Annotated in this window: 20 protein-coding genes; 10 read left to right on the forward strand and 10 right to left on the reverse strand. The window is 65.4% G+C overall.

The window, feature by feature from the left end; all coding sequences use genetic code 11:
- Nucleotides 1-48 precede the first annotated feature (48 nt).
- Genes choW through LB536_RS20125 form a run of 3 tightly spaced genes read left to right on the forward strand, consistent with a single transcriptional unit; the run spans nt 49 to nt 2,417 of the window.
- Nucleotides 49-903, forward strand: coding sequence for a choline ABC transporter permease subunit (gene choW / locus LB536_RS20115; RefSeq protein WP_224595685.1), 855 nt, complete (start codon nt 49-51; stop codon nt 901-903).
- Nucleotides 900-2,081 (forward strand): choline ABC transporter ATP-binding protein, encoded by a 1,182-nt coding sequence (gene choV, locus LB536_RS20120; protein WP_027143396.1) that lies wholly within the window; start codon nt 900-902, stop codon nt 2,079-2,081. Before choW ends, choV begins: the two co-directional genes overlap by 4 nt.
- Nucleotides 2,082-2,126: 45 nt before the next feature.
- Nucleotides 2,127-2,417 carry a hypothetical protein gene (locus tag LB536_RS20125; protein WP_224595687.1) on the forward strand — a complete coding sequence of 97 codons (291 nt, stop codon included), beginning with the start codon at nt 2,127-2,129 and terminating at the stop codon, nt 2,415-2,417.
- Between the two features lie 23 nt (nt 2,418-2,440).
- On the opposite strand, the gene LB536_RS20130 is transcribed toward LB536_RS20125, so the two are convergent.
- Together LB536_RS20130 and LB536_RS20135 are read right to left on the reverse strand one after the other, a co-directional pair.
- Nucleotides 2,441-3,850, reverse strand: coding sequence for an ATP-binding protein (locus tag LB536_RS20130; protein WP_224595692.1), 1,410 nt, complete (start codon nt 3,848-3,850; stop codon nt 2,441-2,443).
- Nucleotides 3,847-4,563, reverse strand: a complete 717-nt coding sequence (locus tag LB536_RS20135; RefSeq protein ID WP_140758586.1) for a response regulator — start codon at nt 4,561-4,563, stop codon at nt 3,847-3,849. Before LB536_RS20135 ends, LB536_RS20130 begins: the two co-directional genes overlap by 4 nt.
- A gap of 283 nt (nt 4,564-4,846) precedes the next feature.
- Between LB536_RS20135 and LB536_RS20140 the strand changes: the two genes are divergently transcribed.
- The 4 genes from LB536_RS20140 (at nt 4,847) to clpS (ending at nt 6,389) form a co-directional block, all read left to right on the forward strand.
- Nucleotides 4,847-5,146: a hypothetical protein gene (locus LB536_RS20140; protein WP_140758500.1), complete on the forward strand. Its 300-nt coding sequence runs from the start codon at nt 4,847-4,849 to the stop codon at nt 5,144-5,146.
- 37 nt (nt 5,147-5,183) lie between these two features.
- Nucleotides 5,184-5,477: a hypothetical protein gene (locus tag LB536_RS20145; protein WP_140758499.1), complete on the forward strand. Its 294-nt coding sequence runs from the start codon at nt 5,184-5,186 to the stop codon at nt 5,475-5,477.
- A gap of 162 nt (nt 5,478-5,639) precedes the next feature.
- A complete protein-coding gene (locus LB536_RS20150) occupies nt 5,640-5,954 on the forward strand; it encodes a hypothetical protein (RefSeq protein WP_224595695.1) in 315 nt (104 codons plus the stop codon).
- Nucleotides 5,955-6,083: 129 nt separating this feature from the next.
- Complete coding sequence (gene clpS / locus LB536_RS20155; protein WP_140734332.1) at nt 6,084-6,389, forward strand: ATP-dependent Clp protease adapter ClpS; 306 nt, start codon at nt 6,084-6,086, stop codon at nt 6,387-6,389.
- An 11-nt stretch (nt 6,390-6,400) separates the two neighbouring features.
- Here clpS and LB536_RS20160 read toward each other — a convergent pair whose 3' ends face one another.
- The 4 genes from LB536_RS20160 to LB536_RS20175 are packed head-to-tail and all read right to left on the reverse strand — an operon-like array spanning nt 6,401 to nt 13,343.
- Entirely contained in the window at nt 6,401-8,473 is a 2,073-nt protein-coding gene (locus LB536_RS20160) for a hypothetical protein (protein ID WP_224595698.1), read from the reverse strand.
- A gap of 60 nt (nt 8,474-8,533) precedes the next feature.
- Entirely contained in the window at nt 8,534-11,356 is a 2,823-nt protein-coding gene (locus tag LB536_RS20165; RefSeq protein ID WP_224595701.1) for a DUF4159 domain-containing protein, read from the reverse strand.
- Complete coding sequence (locus tag LB536_RS20170) at nt 11,353-12,339, reverse strand: DUF58 domain-containing protein (protein WP_224595704.1); 987 nt, start codon at nt 12,337-12,339, stop codon at nt 11,353-11,355. Before LB536_RS20170 ends, LB536_RS20165 begins: the two co-directional genes overlap by 4 nt.
- Complete coding sequence (locus LB536_RS20175; protein ID WP_140810413.1) at nt 12,339-13,343, reverse strand: AAA family ATPase; 1,005 nt, start codon at nt 13,341-13,343, stop codon at nt 12,339-12,341. Before LB536_RS20175 ends, LB536_RS20170 begins: the two co-directional genes overlap by 1 nt.
- A gap of 157 nt (nt 13,344-13,500) precedes the next feature.
- On the opposite strand from LB536_RS20175, the gene LB536_RS20180 reads away from it, so the two are divergent.
- The 3 genes from LB536_RS20180 to LB536_RS20190 are packed head-to-tail and all read left to right on the forward strand — an operon-like array spanning nt 13,501 to nt 16,021.
- Nucleotides 13,501-14,130, forward strand: coding sequence for a DUF1285 domain-containing protein (locus tag LB536_RS20180; protein WP_140810454.1), 630 nt, complete (start codon nt 13,501-13,503; stop codon nt 14,128-14,130).
- On the forward strand, nt 14,130-14,762 hold the full coding sequence (locus tag LB536_RS20185) for a CoA pyrophosphatase (protein WP_224595707.1): 633 nt from the start codon (nt 14,130-14,132) through the stop codon (nt 14,760-14,762). The genes LB536_RS20180 and LB536_RS20185 overlap by 1 nt, the downstream gene beginning before the upstream one ends.
- Nucleotides 14,759-16,021, forward strand: a complete 1,263-nt coding sequence (locus LB536_RS20190) for a CCA tRNA nucleotidyltransferase (RefSeq protein WP_224595710.1) — start codon at nt 14,759-14,761, stop codon at nt 16,019-16,021. The genes LB536_RS20185 and LB536_RS20190 overlap by 4 nt, the downstream gene beginning before the upstream one ends.
- A 48-nt stretch (nt 16,022-16,069) precedes the next feature.
- Here the strand turns inward: LB536_RS20190 and LB536_RS20195 are convergent, their stop codons facing one another.
- The 4 genes from LB536_RS20195 to LB536_RS20210 all read right to left on the reverse strand — a co-directional run bounded on the left by LB536_RS20195 (nt 16,070) and on the right by LB536_RS20210 (nt 18,626).
- Entirely contained in the window at nt 16,070-17,056 is a 987-nt protein-coding gene (locus tag LB536_RS20195; protein WP_224595713.1) for a S8 family serine peptidase, read from the reverse strand.
- 86 nt (nt 17,057-17,142) lie between these two features.
- Nucleotides 17,143-17,721, reverse strand: a complete 579-nt coding sequence (locus LB536_RS20200; protein WP_224595716.1) for a hypothetical protein — start codon at nt 17,719-17,721, stop codon at nt 17,143-17,145.
- Between the two features lie 245 nt (nt 17,722-17,966).
- Nucleotides 17,967-18,152 carry a DUF1059 domain-containing protein gene (locus LB536_RS20205; RefSeq protein ID WP_027143380.1) on the reverse strand — a complete coding sequence of 62 codons (186 nt, stop codon included), beginning with the start codon at nt 18,150-18,152 and terminating at the stop codon, nt 17,967-17,969.
- Nucleotides 18,153-18,365: 213 nt separating this feature from the next.
- Nucleotides 18,366-18,626 carry a DUF1344 domain-containing protein gene (locus tag LB536_RS20210; protein WP_224595719.1) on the reverse strand — a complete coding sequence of 87 codons (261 nt, stop codon included), beginning with the start codon at nt 18,624-18,626 and terminating at the stop codon, nt 18,366-18,368.
- Nucleotides 18,627-18,746: the final 120 nt, after the last annotated feature.

Here is an 18,746-nt window from a genome sequence, read left to right on the forward strand (position 1 = left end):
TGCGACAATACGGGGCCGAAGGCAGAGCTCTGGCAAACGAGGGGTGAGATGGATCCGATTTCCAAATTCATGGTCGATCACAAGATCCCGATCGGCGCCTGGGGAAAGGCGTTCTTCGGCTTTCTCACCGACAATTTCGACACCGTCTTCAGGGCTTTTTCGAACGGCCTCAATTTCCTCCTCGACGGGCTGGTCAATATCCTGCTGATGGTGCCGCCGGTGCTGCTCGCCCTGGTGGTCGCCGTGATCGCCTGGCTGCTGCAGCGTTCGCGGCCGCTCGCCATCGGCGTCTTCCTCGGCCTGATCTTCATCATCAACCAGAATCTCTGGAAACAGACCGTGCAGACGCTGGTGCTGGTTGTCGCGGCCGCCGCGGCGGCGATGGCCATCGGCGTGCCGCTCGGCATCTGGGCCGCGCACAAGCCGAAGGTCTACCGCATCATGCTGCCGGTGCTCGACCTGATGCAGACGCTGCCGACCTTCGTCTACCTGATCCCGGTGCTGACGCTGTTCGGCCTCGGCAACGCGCCCGGCCTGATCGTCACCATCATCTTCGTCATCCCGACCGCGGTCAGGCTGACGCATCTGGGCGTCGTCTCGGTGCCGAAGTCGATCATCGAGGCCGGCGAGGCCTTCGGCGCCACCAAGAGCCAGCTGTTGTGGAAGGTCGAGCTGCCCTCGGCGCTGCCCACCATCATGGCGGGCCTGACGCAGTCGATCATGCTGTCGCTGTCGATGGTGGTGTTCGCCGCGCTGATCGGCGCCGGCGGTCTGGGCACGGAAATCAACCGCGCGCTCGGTTCGCGCCGCATCGACCTTGGCCTCGAGGCCGGTCTCGCCATCGTCGTGCTCGCCATTGTGCTCGACCGGATGACCCGCATTGGCGTTGGAGGCAAGAAATGACCGTCGCCGTCGATTTCAGGAATGTCGATATCGTCTTCGGCGCCGACCAGGCGGGTTCGCTGGCGATGATCGACAAGGGCGCCACCCGGGCCGAAATCCTCGAGAAGACCGGCAATGTGCTGGGTTGCGCCGGAGCCAGCCTGACCGTGCATGAAGGCGAGATTTCCGTCCTCATGGGCCTGTCGGGTTCGGGCAAGTCGACGTTGCTTCGGGCGGTCAACCGGCTCAACGTCGTGTCGCGCGGCCAGGTGCTGGTCAAGGACGGCGACCGCACGGTCGATGTCGTCACCTGCGACGAGCCGACCTTGCGGCGGCTGCGGCAGAAGCAGGTGGCGATGGTGTTCCAGCAGTTCGGCCTCTTGCCATGGCGCACGGTGGAGGAGAATGTCGGCCTCGGCCTCGAACTCGCCGGTGTGCCGGATGCCGAGCGCAAGGAGCGGGTGCACCGCCAGCTCAAGCTGGTCAACCTCGACCAATGGTCGAACAAATACGCGCATGAGCTCTCGGGCGGCATGCAGCAGCGCGTCGGCCTGGCGCGTGCCTTCGCCACCGAGGCGCCTATCCTGTTGATGGACGAGCCGTTCTCGGCCCTCGACCCGCTGATCCGCACCAAGCTGCAGGACGAGCTTCTGCAACTGCAGGCGGAGCTGAAGAAAACCATCATCTTCGTCAGCCACGATCTCGAGGAGGCGCTGAAGATCGGCAGCCACATCACCATCATGGAGGGCGGCCGCATCGTCCAGACCGGCGCGCCGGAAGACATCGTGCTGCGGCCCGCCAACGACTATGTCCGCGACTTCATCGCCAATGTGAACCCGCTGTCGGTGCTGACCGCCTGGAACGTGATGCGCGACCGTCGCGACCTTGAGCATGGCGACAATGGCTGGGTGTGGCTCGACCGGCGCAAGACGACGCGTTTCAAGATCGACGAGCACGGGCTGGTGGCGGCGGCCGAACGCGACGGCAAGCCGGCGGTGTGGGTGTCCTGCGCAGATGTCGAGGGCCAGCCGGAGGAGTTGGCGCAGGTGTTCTGGGCCAATCCCGGCACCTCGCTGAAGACCGTGATGCTGGCCATGCACCGCTCGCAGACCGCACCCGTGGCGCTGTTCGACGACCAGTCGCGCTTCGTCGGCGCGATCGGTATTCGTGATGTGCTGAGTGCGGTGCTGCGGCGGTAGCCGGCAACGTCAACCGGGGGCTTTCGGGTCGCATCGGGAGGCGCCTTGAAACGGATCTTGAACTGGCTGTCGACGGCGCGCGCGGCGCAAGCGGCGCTCGGGTTGCTGATCGTGATCGCGATCCGGTCGATCCTGGAGTTCTTCCGTGTCGGAGGCGCAAGCGGCGGACCGGTCGGCGATGGACAGCTCTTCTATGTCGAAGGGGCACTTGCCGCGTCGATCGCGGCTCTGGCCGTTCTCGTTCTGCATGCGTTCGGGCGGCACCGCTGGGCGACAATGCTCACGGCGGCGGTCATCGTCGCGCTGCTGGCCTGGAAGATCACCGCGACAAGTTGACGTTTGAGGCGGCCTGATAAGGCTCAAGCTGCCAGCGGCAGGCGCAACTCCGTCAGCAGGCCGCCGTCGGGATGGTTGGACAGGCGCACTTCGCCGCCCGCCGCGCGCGCGATGTTGCGGGCGATGGTCAGTCCGAGCCCGAGGCCGCCGGTTTGGCGGTTGCGGGACTGTTCGAGGCGCACGAAGGAGCCGAACACGGCGTCGATCTGGGCCTGGGGTATGCCCGGCCCCTCGTCACGGATGGCGAGCGTGATCGTGCCTTCCGAGCGGCTGAGGCCGAGATGCGCCTTCGTGCCGTAGGTAACGGCGTTCTCCACCAGATTGGTGACGCAGCGCTTGAGGGCCACCGGCCGCGCCATGCAGATCAGGCCGCGGGGGCGGGCGTCGTCATTGTCGAAGGAGACGGTCTCGTAGCTGTCGGCGACCGATTCCACGAGCGACCAGAAATCGATACGCTCGGGCTTTTCCTCCGTGACCTCGAATTTGGCGAAGTCTATCACGGAACTCGCGATGCTTTCGATGTCAGCGAGATCGTGGACGAGCGCCTGGCGCGCCGGTGATCTGCGCAGCAGCTCCAGCCGCAGCCGCATCCTGGTGATCGGCGTGCGCAGGTCGTGCGCGAGCGCTGCCGCCAGGTGCTCACGGTCCTCCACATACTCGCGCAGCCTTGCCTGCATGGCATTGATCGCCTTGGCGGCGGCGCGCACCTCGCGGCTGCCGCTCTCGGTGACCGGCGGGCTCTTGAGGTCATTGCCGATCCGGTTGACGGCGGTTTCCATCATCCGGTAGGGCGCGGTCAGCCGGCGCAGCGACCAGATCGACATGATCACCACCAGCCCGGCGATCAGCGCATAGAGCGGCAGGCTGTCGAAGCTCAGGATCGGGCCGACGGGCGTGATCGGTTCGGTGAAGTTCAGCCATTGGCCGTCGGCAAAACGCAGCGAGGCCGTCAGCTTCTCGCTCTGGGCGAAATCGGCGGCCAGCACCAGAAGGTCCCGCTCGACCTGGCCGATATCGGGTCCCGGCGCCGCGCCGGTTGCATCGTCGGCTTCGCGCGTCGCCGGATCGCGGCGCACGCGCGCGTCGGTGATGCCGAACTTCGACAGCCGGCCGACAAGGATGTCCTCGAGCTCGGCCAGTTCGTCGTCGCCGGCGATCGAGGAGGTGACGGCGGGCGTGTCCGAGACGGTGAGCGCATATGTCGAGTTGAACAGGCCGGCGGCGGTCGCCTTGCGCTCCTCCGGCGTGGCGCCGCTCATCAACTGCACGAGCGAGAAGGCGCGGTCGTTGAGGCGGTAGAGGTCGACCACGTCGTTGGTGGCGGCGCGGTCGCGCGACACGATGTAAAGCGTCGCGACCTGGCTGATCAGCAGGCCGGCGATGACGATCAGCAGCACCCAGACAGGCAAGGTCTGCGGCAGGAAGCGTCTCATTCGGAGGTCGTCTCGGGCAGGAACTGGTAGCCGCCGCTGCGCACGGTAAGGATCAGCTTGGGTGTCTTGGGATCGTCTTCCATCTTGCGCCGCAACCGGCTGACCAGGATGTCGATGCTGCGGTCGAAGGAATAGTCGCTGTCGCCGCCGGACAGTTCGATGAGCTGGTCGCGGGTCAGCACGCGCTGAGCGCTCTTGACGAAGGTCTGCAAGAGGTTGAACTCGGCCATGGTCAGTTCGACCCTGACGTCGTCGGGCGCGGTCAGCCGGCGCCGCGAGCAGTCCATCGTCCAGCCGGCGAAGTGGTATATCTGCTTGGTGGTGGCGCGCTTGGGCTCGGCGGCGCCATTGCGCCGCAACACGGCGCGGATGCGGGCCAGCAATTCGCGCGGGTCGAAAGGTTTGGGCACATAGTCGTCGGCGCCCATCTCGAGGCCGACGACGCGGTCCGTCGTCTCGGTGACGGCGGTCAGCATGATGATAGGCGTCGTATACTGGGCGCGCAGATCGCGGCACAGTTCCAGCCCGCTCCTGCCGGGCAGCATCACGTCGAGCACGATGAGGTCGACCTGCGAGCGACGCAGGATGGCCTCCATCTCGGTGCCATCGGCGGCGACCGAGGTGTGCAGCCCCCGCTTCTGGAAGAACTCCTGAAGCAGGTCGCGGATGCCCTTGTCGTCGTCGACGATCAGTATATGCGCATCGGATTTCACAGCTGCCCTGTCTGGTTTGCCGGCCAAGCCATTCTTGGCTGGTGAGCCACACGATAGAATTCGGGCCATATGTTGGCCAGTGCCTTGCTTTTCAAGGGAGAATGAATTCCGCCTTCTCCACATGGAAAGCGGCGCCCAGCCTGGCCCCGGCCTGGCCAGACACAATCCAGAAACAAAATTCTACAATCGGGAAAAACTCCTGAAAAGGTAGGCCGGCATAACGGTGCCGTGGCGGTCAGGTCATCGGCTGCGACGCTAGTCTCCGGGGTTCACGGATAAACCAATGCCAAGATTGTCGGTCAGTTTGTTGGGAGTTTTGCTAGGCCTTGGCCTGCTCACTGCCGCTGTCGAACAGTCGGATGCAAAGGCGCCGCTCACCCGGAGCGAACGGTGCGCCAATCTCAGCCACCAATTTGATGAAGCCCTCGAAACCCACGCCACGGCAACGCAGGTCACCGCGGCAAAGGCACTTCAGAGAAAGGGCAACCGGTACTGCGCCGCCAAGAAACAGGCGCAGGGCATCCGGATGCTCGCCAATGCTTTGAAGCTGCTTGGAGTGACACCGAACGACCCGGTCCAGTGACACTCAAAAACGACCCGCATAAAAAGGAAATGAAGCCATGAACAAGTCCATCCTGTCCGCCCTTGGTCTCGCCGTCGCTCTCGCCTTCTCGATGCCGGTTCTCGGCAACGCAGCCACCACCACGACCGCTGCCCCGGCTGCCGCCACCACGACCACCGCTCCGGCTGCTGCCGCCACGACCACCGCTCCGGCCAAGGCTGCTCCGAAGAAGGTCGCCAAGAAGACCGCCTGCAAGGTGACCAAGAAGCACAAGTGCCCGGTCAAGAAGGCCCCCGCGAAGATGGCTCCCGCGAAAATGGCCCCCGCGAAGGCCGCTCCGAAGAAGCCCTGATCAGCTTCGAGGTCAGTTCTGGCAAGGCCGCTCCAGCCGCAAACCGGCTGGGGCGGCCTTCTGCCAAGGGCATGGTCGATGAGCTGAACACCGGCGGCTTCCAGCCATGCATCTCGATCGTGCTTAACCCGTTTGCAATGCCGGTCCTGTAGGACAATCCGCATGAAGAGGCGGCCGTCGTCCATTTTTCGCTCCATGGTGATCGGCGGCCTCGTTGCCACCGGCGTCGCCAGGGTGTTGATTCTGCTCGCCGCCAGCCCCGTGCCGGATCCTGCAAGCGGGCGCACCGAGCCCTCGTTGTTCGCGCCGGCGATTTCCAGCAACTGGGATTACATCACGCCCGTGCAGGCGTGGCTTTTGATCGTGCTCGCGGGCGTGACGCTGATCTGCGTTGCCGGATGGCCGATCGCGGCATGGCTGGAACGCCGCGCGGATGCCGACGCAAGTCGCCGCATCCTCGGCCGTCAGGGCCGTTGAACCGCTACCGACCATCCCCCACATGATCGTGAAGGACCGGGCGCGGCCGCCGACGGTCCGCAAGTGGACGATCGCTGCCGCCCGTGGCAAAATGCGGACTTAAGCTCGATCGCGAAACAGTCGGTTCGAATGCCTGAAATCACCACAAAGCCGCGCGTCAAGGTCAAGCCGCAGACCGAGCGGCCGAAGCTCTACAAGGTCATCCTCGTCAACGACGATTTCACGCCGCGCGAATTCGTGGTGACGGTACTGAAGGGCGAGTTCAAGCTCAGCGAGGACCAGGCGCACCGGGTCATGATCACCGCGCACCGGCACGGCGTCTGCGTGGTCGCGGTCTTCACCAGGGATGTCGCCGAGACCAAGGCGACACGGGCCACCGACGCCGGCAAGGCCAAGGGCTATCCGCTGCTGTTCACGACTGAACCGGAGGAGTAGAGCAGGGCGCTCTACCGTCCCTCGCGGTACCACATCGAGCCCATCGCCAGAAGCAGCAGGCCGAGGCCGAGGAAGCCGCCGAACAGCGGTACGCGCGACACGGCCTTCAGGACGCTATCGTCGGTGGTGCGCAGGCCGATCCAGTCGCTGCCCGACGCTTCGCCGGCCGAGCGCACCGGCACGATGGAAGGCAGCGTCACGTCGCTGCCCGTGGACGAGGCCAGCCGGCGCACGCTGCCGCCGGTGGCTTCCGCCGGCGCCTTCAGACGCTCCTGCGTGGACACGACGTCGGCGAATTCCGGCGCGTTGACCGGTCCGACATGGGCGAGCGCGGTAAGATCGCCATTGGCGACCTGGAAGAGGCCGATCTCGCTGGTCTGGACGCTGCCGAGGAAGACGCCGGGTTCGGATTTGTCGAGCTTGACGGAGAGCGTCTTGCCGGACGGGGTGATGATCTGCGCCGGGCCGGGATCGTCGGCCATCGTCTGGCGGCGGATCTCCAGCACCATGCCACGTCCCTCGGCGGTCAGCCGCTCTTCCTCGAGCTCGGGCTCCTTCATCAGCCAGTGGGCGATGCGCCGGTAGAGCTGGACATGCGGGCCGCCGCCCTCGAAGCCGCGCGCCCACAGCCAGCCCTGATCGGACAAAAGCATGCCGACGCGGCCTTCGCCCTTGCGGTCGAGCAGGAGCAGCGGCCGGTTGTCGGCACCCTTCATCACCACTTCGCCTTGCGGATTCTGCACGCCGATGGTGCGGAACCAGCGGCTCCAGTGCGGCGGCTCGGTGGCCGAACCGTCGAGGCCGCGCGTCACCGGGTGACGCTGGCCGAGTTCGGTCAGGCGCGGGTAGAACGCCTTGTCGACCACTTCGCCCGTCGGCATGGCCGGCAAGGCCGACATCAGCGGCGTGCGCGCGATCGAAGCCTCGCCGGCATATTCGGGACCGGCGGCGATCAGCAGCGCGCCGCCTTTTTCGACATATTCGGAGATGTAATCGTAATAGAGGATCGGCAGCACGTCGCGGTGCTGGTAGCGGTCGAAGATGATGAGGTCGAAATCCTTGATCTTCTCGACGAACAGCTCGCGGGTCGGGAAGGCGATCAGGGACAATTCATTGATCGGCGTGCCGTCCTGCTTCTCCGGCGGCCGCAGGATGGTGAAATGGACGAGATCGACCGAGGCGTCGGATTTCAACAGGTTGCGCCAGGTGCGCTCGCCCGCATGCGGTTCGCCCGAAACGAGCAGCACGCGCAGGTTCTCGCGGATGCCGTCGACCAGCGCGATGGCGCGGTTGTTGGTGTCGGTCAGTTCGCCCGGCTCGCGGTCGATGGCAAGTTCGATGATGTTGCGGCCGGCACTCGGAATGGTCACCTGCAGCGGCATGGCCTGGCCGACGGTGGCATGCTCGACCGCGACCTGTTCGCCATTGACCGAAACGCGCACGTCGACCGGTCCGGTCTCGTTTTCGGTCGAGATGACGCGATAGGTCATGTCGAGCGGCTTGCCGACGAGGCCGAAGCGCGGCGCGTTCTCGAAGCGAATGCGGCGATCTTTTTCGTGGTCGTTGCCTGTGATCAGGGCATGCAGCGGTGCGTTGAAGTCGGGCGCACCCGAGGGCGCGTCATGCACCTCGCCATCGGTGATCATGATGGCGCCGCCGATGCGCGAGGGCGGCACGTCGCGGAAGGCGCCTTCCAGCGCGCCGAACAACCTCGTTTCGGTGCGCTCCTCGGCGGCGTCGGACTTGCCGGCTTCGACGACGCGGACGTCGAACTGCTTGAAGCGGCCAAGACGTTGCTGCAACCCCGCCACGGCCTCGTCGGTCTGCTTGGTGCGGTCGCCAATGTCCTGGCTCTGGCTGCGGTCGACGACCAGTGCGACGACGCTCTTCAGCGGCTCGCGCTCCTCATTGAGGAACACCGGATTGAAAAGGGCGGCGGCGAGCGCCAGAAGGGCGACGAAACGCAGGACCGCGCCGCGCTGGCGAAACCACAGGCCGACGAGCGCCAGCAATGCCAACGGCACCAGCACCAGGGCCAAAAACGGCCAGGAGATCAGCGGTTCGAAGGAGATCGACCAGTTCATGCCTTATCCTCCCGCATCAGGGGAGCGTCGATCGGCGTCGGTGCAAGAAAGAGCATCATCCTACTGCCCCAACCGTTCGAGCAGGATCGGAACATGCACCTGGTCGGATTTGTAGTTGCCGGTCAGCATGTACATCATGATGTTGACGCCGGCGCGCAGCGCATAGACCCGCTGCATCGGGTCGGCCGGCACGGTCGGCAGCAGCGGATCGCCATTCTCGTCGACCGCCCAGGCGCCGGCGAAATCATTGGCGGTGATCATGATCGGCGACACGCCGTCGCCGGTGCGCACCGGCCGGTTGTCGGCATTGCTGGCATCGAGCGACGCCTCGACCCAGAGCGGGCTGCCGGCGAAACGGCCAGGAAACTCGGGCAGGATGAAGAAGGACTTGGTCAGCACATGGTCCGACGGCACCGGCTCCAGCGGCGGCACGTTGAGGTTGCCGAGGATGTCACGTAGCCGCTCGGTCGCCGGGCTGGTGGAATCGGCGCCGATGCCGTTGGCGAACTGGTCGCGCGTATCGAACAGCACGGTGCCGCCCTGCTGCATATAGGCGTCGATGCGGGCGATCGCGGCCTGGCTCGGCATCGGTGCCGCCGGGTCGATCGGCCAGTAGATCAGGGGATAGAAGGACAGCTCGTCCTTCGAGATGTCGACGCCGGCCGGCGCGCCAGGTTCGAGCGCCGTCTTCTCGATCAGGAAGCGGGTCAGGCCCTCGAGCCCGGCGCGGCTGATCGAATCGACGCCCGGCACGCCGGTCAGCACATAGGCGATGCGGGTTTTTGAGATCGCCTCGATAGCGACCTGGTCACCCGGCTTGGCATCGTCGGCGCGCGCGACATCGGCATGGCCGAACAGGGCGCCAAGCGCGATCAGCACCGCGGCGGTGGTTGCAGCGGCGCCAGCACGGCGCGGCCGGCGCGAAAACAGGCCGCCCATCCACAATACCGCCAGTGTGTCGAGCAGCATCAGCAACAGAGCCGCCGCGACCAGCGTACCCTTCAGGTTGTGCGATTCATCGAAGGCATATTGGACCGTGGTGACCGGCACCGTCACTTGCGGGCGCGCCAGCGGCTCGAACGTGCTTGCAGCGTCGAGCAGATTGTGGGCGAAGACGCCGGTTTCCGAGCCGTAGAGCCCGGGCGGGTTCTCGAAGGTCACCGGCAGTGCGCCTGCACCCGGCACCAGCGGTCGCGCATCCGGTGTCGGAGGCACCAGCGAGCCGTCGGCCGCGATCATGCGATAGGGTGCCAGCGACGTGGCGGCGGCTTCGGCGTTCGCGATCATCGCGCCCTGGTTGCGCGACAGCTGCACGATGCGGCGCAGCATCTCGACGAAACTGCCCGAGATCGGCAGGTTCGACCATGTCGCTTCGGGCGTGACATGGAACAGCACCAGCGTGCCCTTGCCCTTCTTCAGCCCGGTGACCAGCGGCGTGCCGTCGGCAAGGGCCGCCCAGGTGCGCTCGACGATATCGGGTGTCGGTTCGGCCAGCACCTGCCTGGTCACCGTGACCTCGGTCGGCGGCGCCAGGTCGGCGAACGGGCCGGCCTTGGGAAATTCGGTGACCGGCTGCGGCGAGGTCCATGACAGCGCGCCGCCGAGCGAACGCTCGCCGGTGCGCAGGCGGACCGGCAGCAAATCATCGTCATTGCCGGCGGCGGCCAGCCGCGAGCCGGCGAAACGCACCAGCGTGCCGCCATTGTCGACCCAGTCGACCAGCCTTTGCCGGACCTGCGCGGGAATGGTGCCGATATCGGCCATGACGATCATCGCCGGCTTCTGGTCGAGGATCTGCGGGATGGCGTCGGCGAGATCGGCGCTGGAGGGTTCGACCAGATCGGCGAAGGGCTGTAGCGCGCGCCTGATGTAGTAGAGCGGCGACAGAAGCGGCTGCGCCTGGTCGGCCTCGGCCTGCGACAACAGCCCGACGCGGCGGCGCTTGGAGCTTTCGTCGAGCACGCGCACGGCACCCGCGTGCCGTTCGCCGTCGAGCGCGATCGAGGCGAAGTCGTTGCGCAATTCGAACGGCACCGCCATGGTGCCGGTGGCCGTAGCTTCGCCCGGGGCGAAGGTCAGCGTCGCATCGGCTATGCGGCGGCCCTTGTCGTCGAAGGCGCCGGCGGTGACCTGCGCCGGGGCGGGATCGCCGGGCGCGCGAACGGCGGTCAGGCCAAAGCCGTCGATCTGGTTTTCGGCTGATGTCAGGCCGGTCAGGGAAAGCCGGTCGGCCACCGCCCAGACGACGCGGGCGGCATTTTTCGACAACAGCGTGTTGAAGGCGGCCTCGTCGCCCTTGGCCGCCAGGCCATCGGCCAGCACGGCGACGCTGGCGCCGGGCAAGCTCTCCAGCACGCCGGCGACGCGGGCATAGACGGCGGGCCGGTCGGTCGGGATCGGCCGCGGCTTGGCGGCGCGCAGCCGGTCGAGTGCGGCGGCGGCATCGAAGGGGCCGATCTCCGCATTGGGCTTTTCCGCGGTGAAGGCGATGACAACAGGCACGCCGTTCGAGCCGGCGTCATTGATCAGCCGCTCGGCGGTGGCGACGCGCTTGTTCCAGTCGGCGGCACTGGCCCAGTCATTGTCGATGACCAGGGCAAGTGCGGCGCCCTCGGCCGGCAGCTTTTCGCGCGGGTTGAAGACCGGTTCGGCCAATGCCGCGACGACGAGGGCCGCCATCAGCAGCCTGAGCAGAGTCAGCCACCACGGGCTGCGCTGCGGGGTTTCCTCACGCCTCAGCACACGGGCCAGGATCTTCAGCGGCGGGAACACCTCGGTCTGCGGCTTGGGCGGGGTGAGCCTCAGCAGCCACCAGATCACCGGCAGCGCCAGCAGGCCCCACAGCACCATGGGGGCGCCGAAGGAGAGCGGCAGCCAGCTCATGCGCCGACCACCCTTTCGGCAAGGCCGCCACCGGCGGCCTTGGCGGCGTGACCGGAGGTCAGCCCGGCATGACCGGCGGTCAGCCCGGCATAAGAGCCATCGGCGGTCATCGCCATGTGCAGGCGTACCAGCGCGTCGGAAGCCAGCCGGTCGGTGTGGTTGACGGTAAAGCTCCAGCCGAGCCGCTTGCACCAACCGGCCAGTTCCTGGCGGCGCGCGGTGTAGAGCAGGCGATATTCGTCGGCCAGCATCTCGGCGCGGCCGGCGGTCAGCTTGTCGCCGGTCTCGGGATCTGTGAATTCGGTGCGGCCGGCATAGGGGAAGGTTTCCTCGGCCGGGTCGGCGACCTCGATCAGATGCGCGCGCACGCCGTGTCGGGCGAGCACGTCGAGCCAGGCCATGGTCTCTTCGACGGGATCGAGGAAATCGCTGGCGATGACGATGTCGCAGAAGCGCCTGATATCGGAGAGATCGGGTTTAGCCGGCAGATCGCCGGCATGCATGAGCTGGGCGGCGATGCGCTCGGCGCCGTTGCGGGCGGTGAACGGATCGGTCAGATCAGGCCAAGCGATGCGCTCGCCGCTGCGCGACAGGAGCTCGGCCATCGCCAGCGTCAGCACCAGCGCGCGCGATTGCTTGGAAACACTGGCACCCGTCGATTTGTAGAGCATGGACGGCGAGGGGTCGGCCCACAGCCAGACCGTATGGGCGGCTTCCCATTCACGGTCGCGCACATAGGTGTGGTCGTCGCGGGCCGAGCGGCGCCAGTCGATACGCGAGGAATCGCCTTCGACATAGGGCCGGAACTGCCAGAAATTTTCGCCGATGCCGCGCTTGCGGCGGCCATGCCAGCCGGCGATCACCGTGTTGACGATACGGCGCGCCTCGACCAGCAGGTCGGGCACAAGCGAAGCCCGCAACCGGCCGCGGGCGAGCGCGTCACGCGTCGCTGCCGGACCCTGGACTTCGCCGATACGCGCCATCAAATAGCTTTCACAAGCTTCGCCACCACGTCTCGCACGCTGGTGCCTTCGGCGCGGGCGGCGAAGGTCAGCGCCATGCGATGCTGCAGCACCGGCTCGGCCAGCGCCCTGACATCGTCGACCGAGGGCGCCAGCCGTCCGTCGTAGAGCGCGCGTGCCCTGGTGCACAGCATCAGCGCCTGGCTGGCGCGCGGGCCTGGACCCCAGGCGACATGCTTGTCGGTGTCGGCATTGCCTTGGCCCGGACGCGCCGAACGCACCAGGGTAAGGATCGCCTCGACGACGCTTTCCGGCACCGGCATGCGGCGGATCAGCGTCTGGATTTCCTTCAGCCGCGCCGGCTGCAGCACGTTGGTTGCCTTCGCGTCCTCGACGCCGGTGGTTTCCAGAAGGATGCGGCGCTCGGCCTCGATTTCGGGGTAGAGGATGTCGACCTGCATCAGGAAGCGGTCGAGCTGGGCTTCGGGCAGCGGGTAGGTGCCTTCCTGCTCAAGCGGGTTCTGCGTCGCCAGCACATGGAAGGGCGAGGGCAGATCGTAGCGCGCGCCGGCAATGGTGACATGGTATTCCTGCATCGCCTGCAGCAGCGCCGACTGCGTGCGCGGCGAGGCGCGGTTGATCTCGTCGGCCATCAGCAACTGGGCAAAGATCGGGCCGGAGATGAAACGGAAGGAGCGCTTGCCGGTCTCGTCCTGCTCCATGACCTCGGAGCCGAGGATGTCGGACGGCATCAGGTCGGGCGTGAACTGGATGCGGCGTGAATCGAGCCCGAGCACGACGCCCAGCGTCTCGACCAGCTTGGTCTTGGCGAGGCCCGGCACGCCGACCAACAGCGCGTGGCCGCCGGCCAGCAGCGCCACCAGCGTGCGCTCGACGACGTTCTCCTGGCCGAAGATCACCCGGCCAACCCCGTCGCGGATCCTGGAGATGTCGGCAAGCGCCTTCTCGGCCTCGGCGATCATGTCCGTTTCACTGATCGGGCTTTCCTTGACCATCACGCTCATGCCGCATCGACCCTTTTGGTTGGAAATGCCATGGTTTGGAAATGCTGGCCCGCACCATACCATAGGCGCCGCGATTCGGCCTCGCGGAGCGCCTATGGTTGAACTTAAATCACAGACTTAGGCTGACAAGCGGAACAACAGTGACTATTTCGTGACGATGACGGAACACCACGAACATCGCCGGCAAAGCCTTACGCAGGCCACCGAGGCTCGAGGCCTCGAGGCGCTGATCTCGCGCGCGGCCCGTGCCGGCAAGGGCGCGGCGCCGGTCGAGCGTTGGAATCCGGACTTTTGCGGCGATCTCGACATGGAGATCAGGGCCGACGGCACCTGGTTCTACCTCGGCACGCCGATCGGCCGCATGCCGCTGGTGCAACTTTTCTCGTCCGTGCTGCGCAAGGACGCCGACGGCAGAACCTATCTGGTGACGCCGGTGGAAAAGGTCGGCATCCGCGTTGCCGATGCGCCGTTCATCGCCGTCGAAATGGATGTTTCGGGCGAAGGCGAGGATCAGGTAATCACCTTCCGCACCAATGTCGGCGACGTGGTCGAGGCCGGACCGGAACGGCCGCTGCGCTTCGTCGACGAGAACGAGACCGGCGGTTTGAAGCCCTATCTGCTGGTGCGCGGCAGGCTGGAGGCGCTGGTGGCGCGGCCGGTCATGTACGAACTGGTTGGGCACGGCGAGGAGATCGAGATCGACGGCAGGACGATGTTTTCGGTGCGTTCGAAGAATGCCGTGTTTCCGATCATGCCGGCGGATCAGTTGAAGCGGTTGAGCGCGTGATGGACCAGATATCGCCGGCGCCGTTCTCATCGGCGGATTTTCGCGCGCGTTTCGCCGCGCAGCCGGGCGCGCATGCCGGCGACGACTATGGCGATCACCGCTTCAATCCCGGCCATCCGCGCCTCAATCCGAGCAAGCCGCTGCGCAATGCAGCGGTGCTGATCCCGGTGGTCGACCATGACGGCGAGGCGACGGTTCTGCTGACCAAACGTGCCGAAAAGCTGCGCAACCATTCCGGCCAAGTGGCTTTCCCGGGCGGCACGATCGATGCGACCGATGCGAGCCCGGAGGCGGCGGCGCTGCGCGAGACCTTCGAGGAGATCGGCCTTAGCCCCGATCGCATCGAGATCATCGGCCGCATGCCCGATTACGTCGCCGGCAGCGGCTACCGCATCGCGCCGGTGCTGGGCATCGTGCGGCCACATTTCCAGCTGACCCTGAACGTCGACGAGGTCGATGCCGCCTTCGAAGTGCCGCTGCGCTTCCTGATGGACTCCGCCAATCACAAGCGCGACAGCCGCATGTGGAACGATCTCGAATGGTTCTTCTACGACATGCCCTATGGCGACCGGCGCATCTGGGGCGTCACCGCCGGTATCATCCGTACGCTCTATGAAAGGCTCTATGCGTGAGTGTTTCGATCGCGGGCAGGGCTGTCTGGCTCTCCGACAAGCATTTGCAGCGACTGCTTGGCGTGCTCACCGAAGGCGGTGAGGAGGCACGTATCGCCGGCGGCGCGGTGCGCAACGTGCTGATGGACCAGCCTGTCACCGACATCGACATCGCCACGTCTTGCCTGCCGCAGGAAACCATTCGCCGCGCCGTGGCGGAAGGCTTCAAGGCGGTGCCGACCGGTATCGAGCATGGCACGATCACGGTGGTCGCCGGCGGCAAACCCTACGAAATCACCACCTTGCGCGCCGATGTCGAGACCGATGGCCGCCGTGCCAGGGTGTCGTTCGGGCGCGACTGGAAGCTCGACGCCGAGCGGCGCGATTTCACAATCAACGCGCTCTACGCGGAGGCCGACGGACGGGTTGTCGACCTTGTCGGCGGCATCGCCGACATCAAGGCGCGCCGGCTGCGCTTCATCGGTGAGCCGGAGGCGCGCATCCGCGAGGATTATCTGCGCATCCTGCGCTTCTTCCGTTTCTTTGCCTGGTATGGCGACGGCCGGCCGGATGCCGAGGGACTGAAGGCCTGCGCCCGGCTGAAGGAGGGTCTCGGCCAACTCTCGGCGGAACGCATCTGGTCCGAGCTGAAGAAGCTTTTGTCGGCGGCCGATCCCTCGCGGGCGCTGCTCTGGATGCGGCAGGCCGGTGTCCTGACCGCCGCGCTGCCGGAAAGCGAGAAATGGGGCATCGATGCGATCCACGGGTTGACCAAGGCCGAGAAAGACCTGGGCTGGGCGGTGGATCCGATGCTGCGGCTGGAGGCGATCGTGCCGCCGGATGCAGCGCGCATGAAGACGCTGGCCGAGAGGCTCAGGTTCTCGACCGCCGAAGCCGACCGCTTGCTCCACTGGGCGCTCACCACGGCAGTGGAGCCGAAGACGACCGAGGGCGAACTGGCGAAAAAACTCTATCGCGGCCACCGGCAAGGGTTTGTCGACCGCCTGCGGCTTTCGCTTGCCGCGGCGCGGGTGCGCGCTGTCGAGGATAACAATGCATTGCTTCAAGCGGGCGGCTTTTCGCGCCTGCTTGCCTTTGCGCTCAAATGGGAAAAACCGGTGTTTCCGCTGAAAGGGGCCGATCTGACGGCGCTCGGTGCAACGCCGGGGCCGAAGCTGGGCGAAATCCTCAAGAATCTGGAAGCGGAATGGGTCGATGCGGGTTTTGCGCCCGATCGCGACACTCTGATGAAGCGCGCCGCGGAGGCCCTTGAAACGTAGGCCAGAACCGCGGGGTGAATGCCGGTGTTACCCTGCGATTCCGTGCCGCTACTTGATCGACAGCGGAGCTAGGGCACGCGAAAGGCTTGCTTCGCCCTTGCCATAGACGGAGGCGCTATAGTTGGCCAGCGTGTCGGTACGGGCCGTATTCAGCAACTGGTTGGTGATCTGGGTCGGCGTTGCCTTGGTGAACTTGCTGCCCACGATCGCGGCATAGCCGGCAACGATCGGCGCGGCGAAAGAGGTGCCGTAAAGGCCGGTCTTGTCCCCGGTGACACCCACGACCAGGAAATGGCTCTGCACAGCCTGGTTGGAGCCGGCGATGTTGGAGTACCAGGCCATGCTGGCCTTGTTCGACGTCGTGCCGTTGCTGTTGAGCGCGCCGACGAAAATCGCGGATGCCTTTCCGACCAAAGCGAGGTCAAGATAGTCCTGCTGGCCGCTGGTGACGCCGCCCACGGCAACCGCGTCGTTGCCCGCGGCCTTTGAAACCACGGCCGTTCCCTTGGTGGCATAGGAGATGATGGAGGCTTCCTCGGCGCTCCATCCGATCTGGCTGGGGCTGTAACCCGCTTTGGCGTACATGCCATAGCTCAGATTGAGCACGTTCAGGCCCGGCGACAGCGCGACCGATGAGCTGGTGGAAAAGTCTTTCGACCTTATGTTTGCCAGGGGCGCAACCATGCTGGCTTCTTCACGGGTCCATTCGCCGTGGCGCTGGGTCTGCGTGCCGATGCCGAAATTGCCGCTGAACTTCGATGTGCTGGAGAAATCGTCGACGATCGTGATGGTGACGCCTTGGCCCTTGTAGCCGGCACGCCATGCGGCTCCGACATCCGGGCTCATCCAGCCTTGCAAGGTCTGCGATGTCGCCGCCGGCAAGGTTGCGCTCAGGCATATGGACGCGTTCGCCCGGCCGCCCATGCAGAGCGCGGATAGCGGATCCGGACCGCCAGCTTCTTGAGCCGCCGCCATGGAAGCCGGCAGAAGGGCGAGGGCCGTGGCGATACCGAACTTCCAACGCGCATTTGACATGATCTTACCCCGGTTCAACAGAAGCTAGGACGGACGACCGCAGATCTCCGGCGGCCACGCCACATCTCGTGCCCGGCCCCTCGCGATCAGAAAGTAACACGGTAATTCAGCCAGAGATGCTGGCTCTCCGGTTTAGCGTTAACCAGATATTTCAAGGTTTCCTCGGGCGCCATCTCGCCAGCGGCGAGCCTGCAATTGACGCTGTAGGTGCCCAGATCGCCATAATCGGCCTGGCAGGGCTTTTCGGTGAGCTTGCCGCCGAAGGTCGTGGTGAACGACAGGGACAGTATGCTGTTCGCACTCGGATGCAGTTGTGTGAGGAAACCAAGCTTGAGGCTGGGCTCGATCCGATACTTCTCGGCCTGTTCCCCGGTGCCAAACCCCCAAAGGATACCGGTGTCTTGCGTTATCTGCGTCATCAGGTCCACATGCATGTCGACCCAGTTCGTCTGGTACCACTGGTTGAACGATACCCGGCTTCCGGTCTGCAACTCATACCCGGCGTCACCCAGGCCTCTCGCCTTGTCGCTGAGCGGCGAGCCCTGGTGGATGTCGATGAGCGATGTCGTAAATTCCTGGGCAACCGCCGGTGGCGTGCCGAGGAGCGCCCACGGCAGGAGCGCCGTTGCGCACAAACTCGCACGATTGCCGGACTTTTCGCGCATCCGCGAAACACCTCGCCCCACCGATTCCGGACCAGTGCCTGACGGCGACGGGCTTCTCTGGCAGCCCCCTGTAGTCTGGATATCAGTTCGACGATCGCACGGGTTCAGTTACCGCACGGTTTATTTTAGCTGGAGCAAATCTAATTTTTGAGGCGCAGGCCACGCGTCGAAATAAATCGGCTCGACGCACGCTACCCGAGCGCCGCCGCGGTTCTTTGCCAAGACCGACAGCCCCCCGCCGCGCCCTACGCCGCGTCGCGGGCCTTCTCAATTCGGGAGCGGATTGCCTCGATCATCGTCTCGCGGATGATCGTCTCGCCATGCGTCTCGCGCATATGCTCGACGGCACGGCGCATGACCTCCGCCTCCTCGTCGGCACGGGTGTGCCAGTCGCAGCCGGGAACCAGCGATCCGCAGTGGAACTGCTTCATGGGATTTCTCCTCTTCCTCCATGGAGCCGGATCGACTGCCCTGCAGGGACAGGCCGGAGCTCCGCATCTTCTTGGCCCGCTGTGCGGCCTTGGGGCCGGACCACGGGCAGGGTGAAGACCATAACACAGATGGGGTGGTATTGGTTGCGGTCAACGGTGAAAAGGCGGAGCAGCGCTGCTCCGCCCTCTTACGCTAACCCAGCGGGCAGGCCATCACTTCACGATCTTGACTACCTCGGCAACCTTGTTCTTGCCGCTCATGTCCCACGAAATTCTGACCTTCTCGCCGACCATCAGGCCAGGATCCTTGAAAGTCTTGGGAAGCGTAAAAGACGATCCATTGTCGAGAACCAGGCTCTTGGCCGCCGTATCGAAGGTCTTGACCGTTCCGGTGGTGTGCCTGACGGCGGCGAACGCCACCGAACCGGAAGCAAGAAGGGCGGCCGCGGCAGCGGAAACGATGATCTTTCTCATGCTGATGCACTCCTGGAAGAGCGGGCATCCTTTGTGACGAGGATGGTCCCGCGTCGTCTTTGGGTCGTCCGGTCGCGTCGAGTCGCGGCTAACCTTGTTCCGACGCAATTCCGAAGGGAA

The organism is Mesorhizobium sp. ES1-3 (assembly GCF_020164795.1).
Classification (GTDB): domain Bacteria; phylum Pseudomonadota; class Alphaproteobacteria; order Rhizobiales; family Rhizobiaceae; genus Mesorhizobium.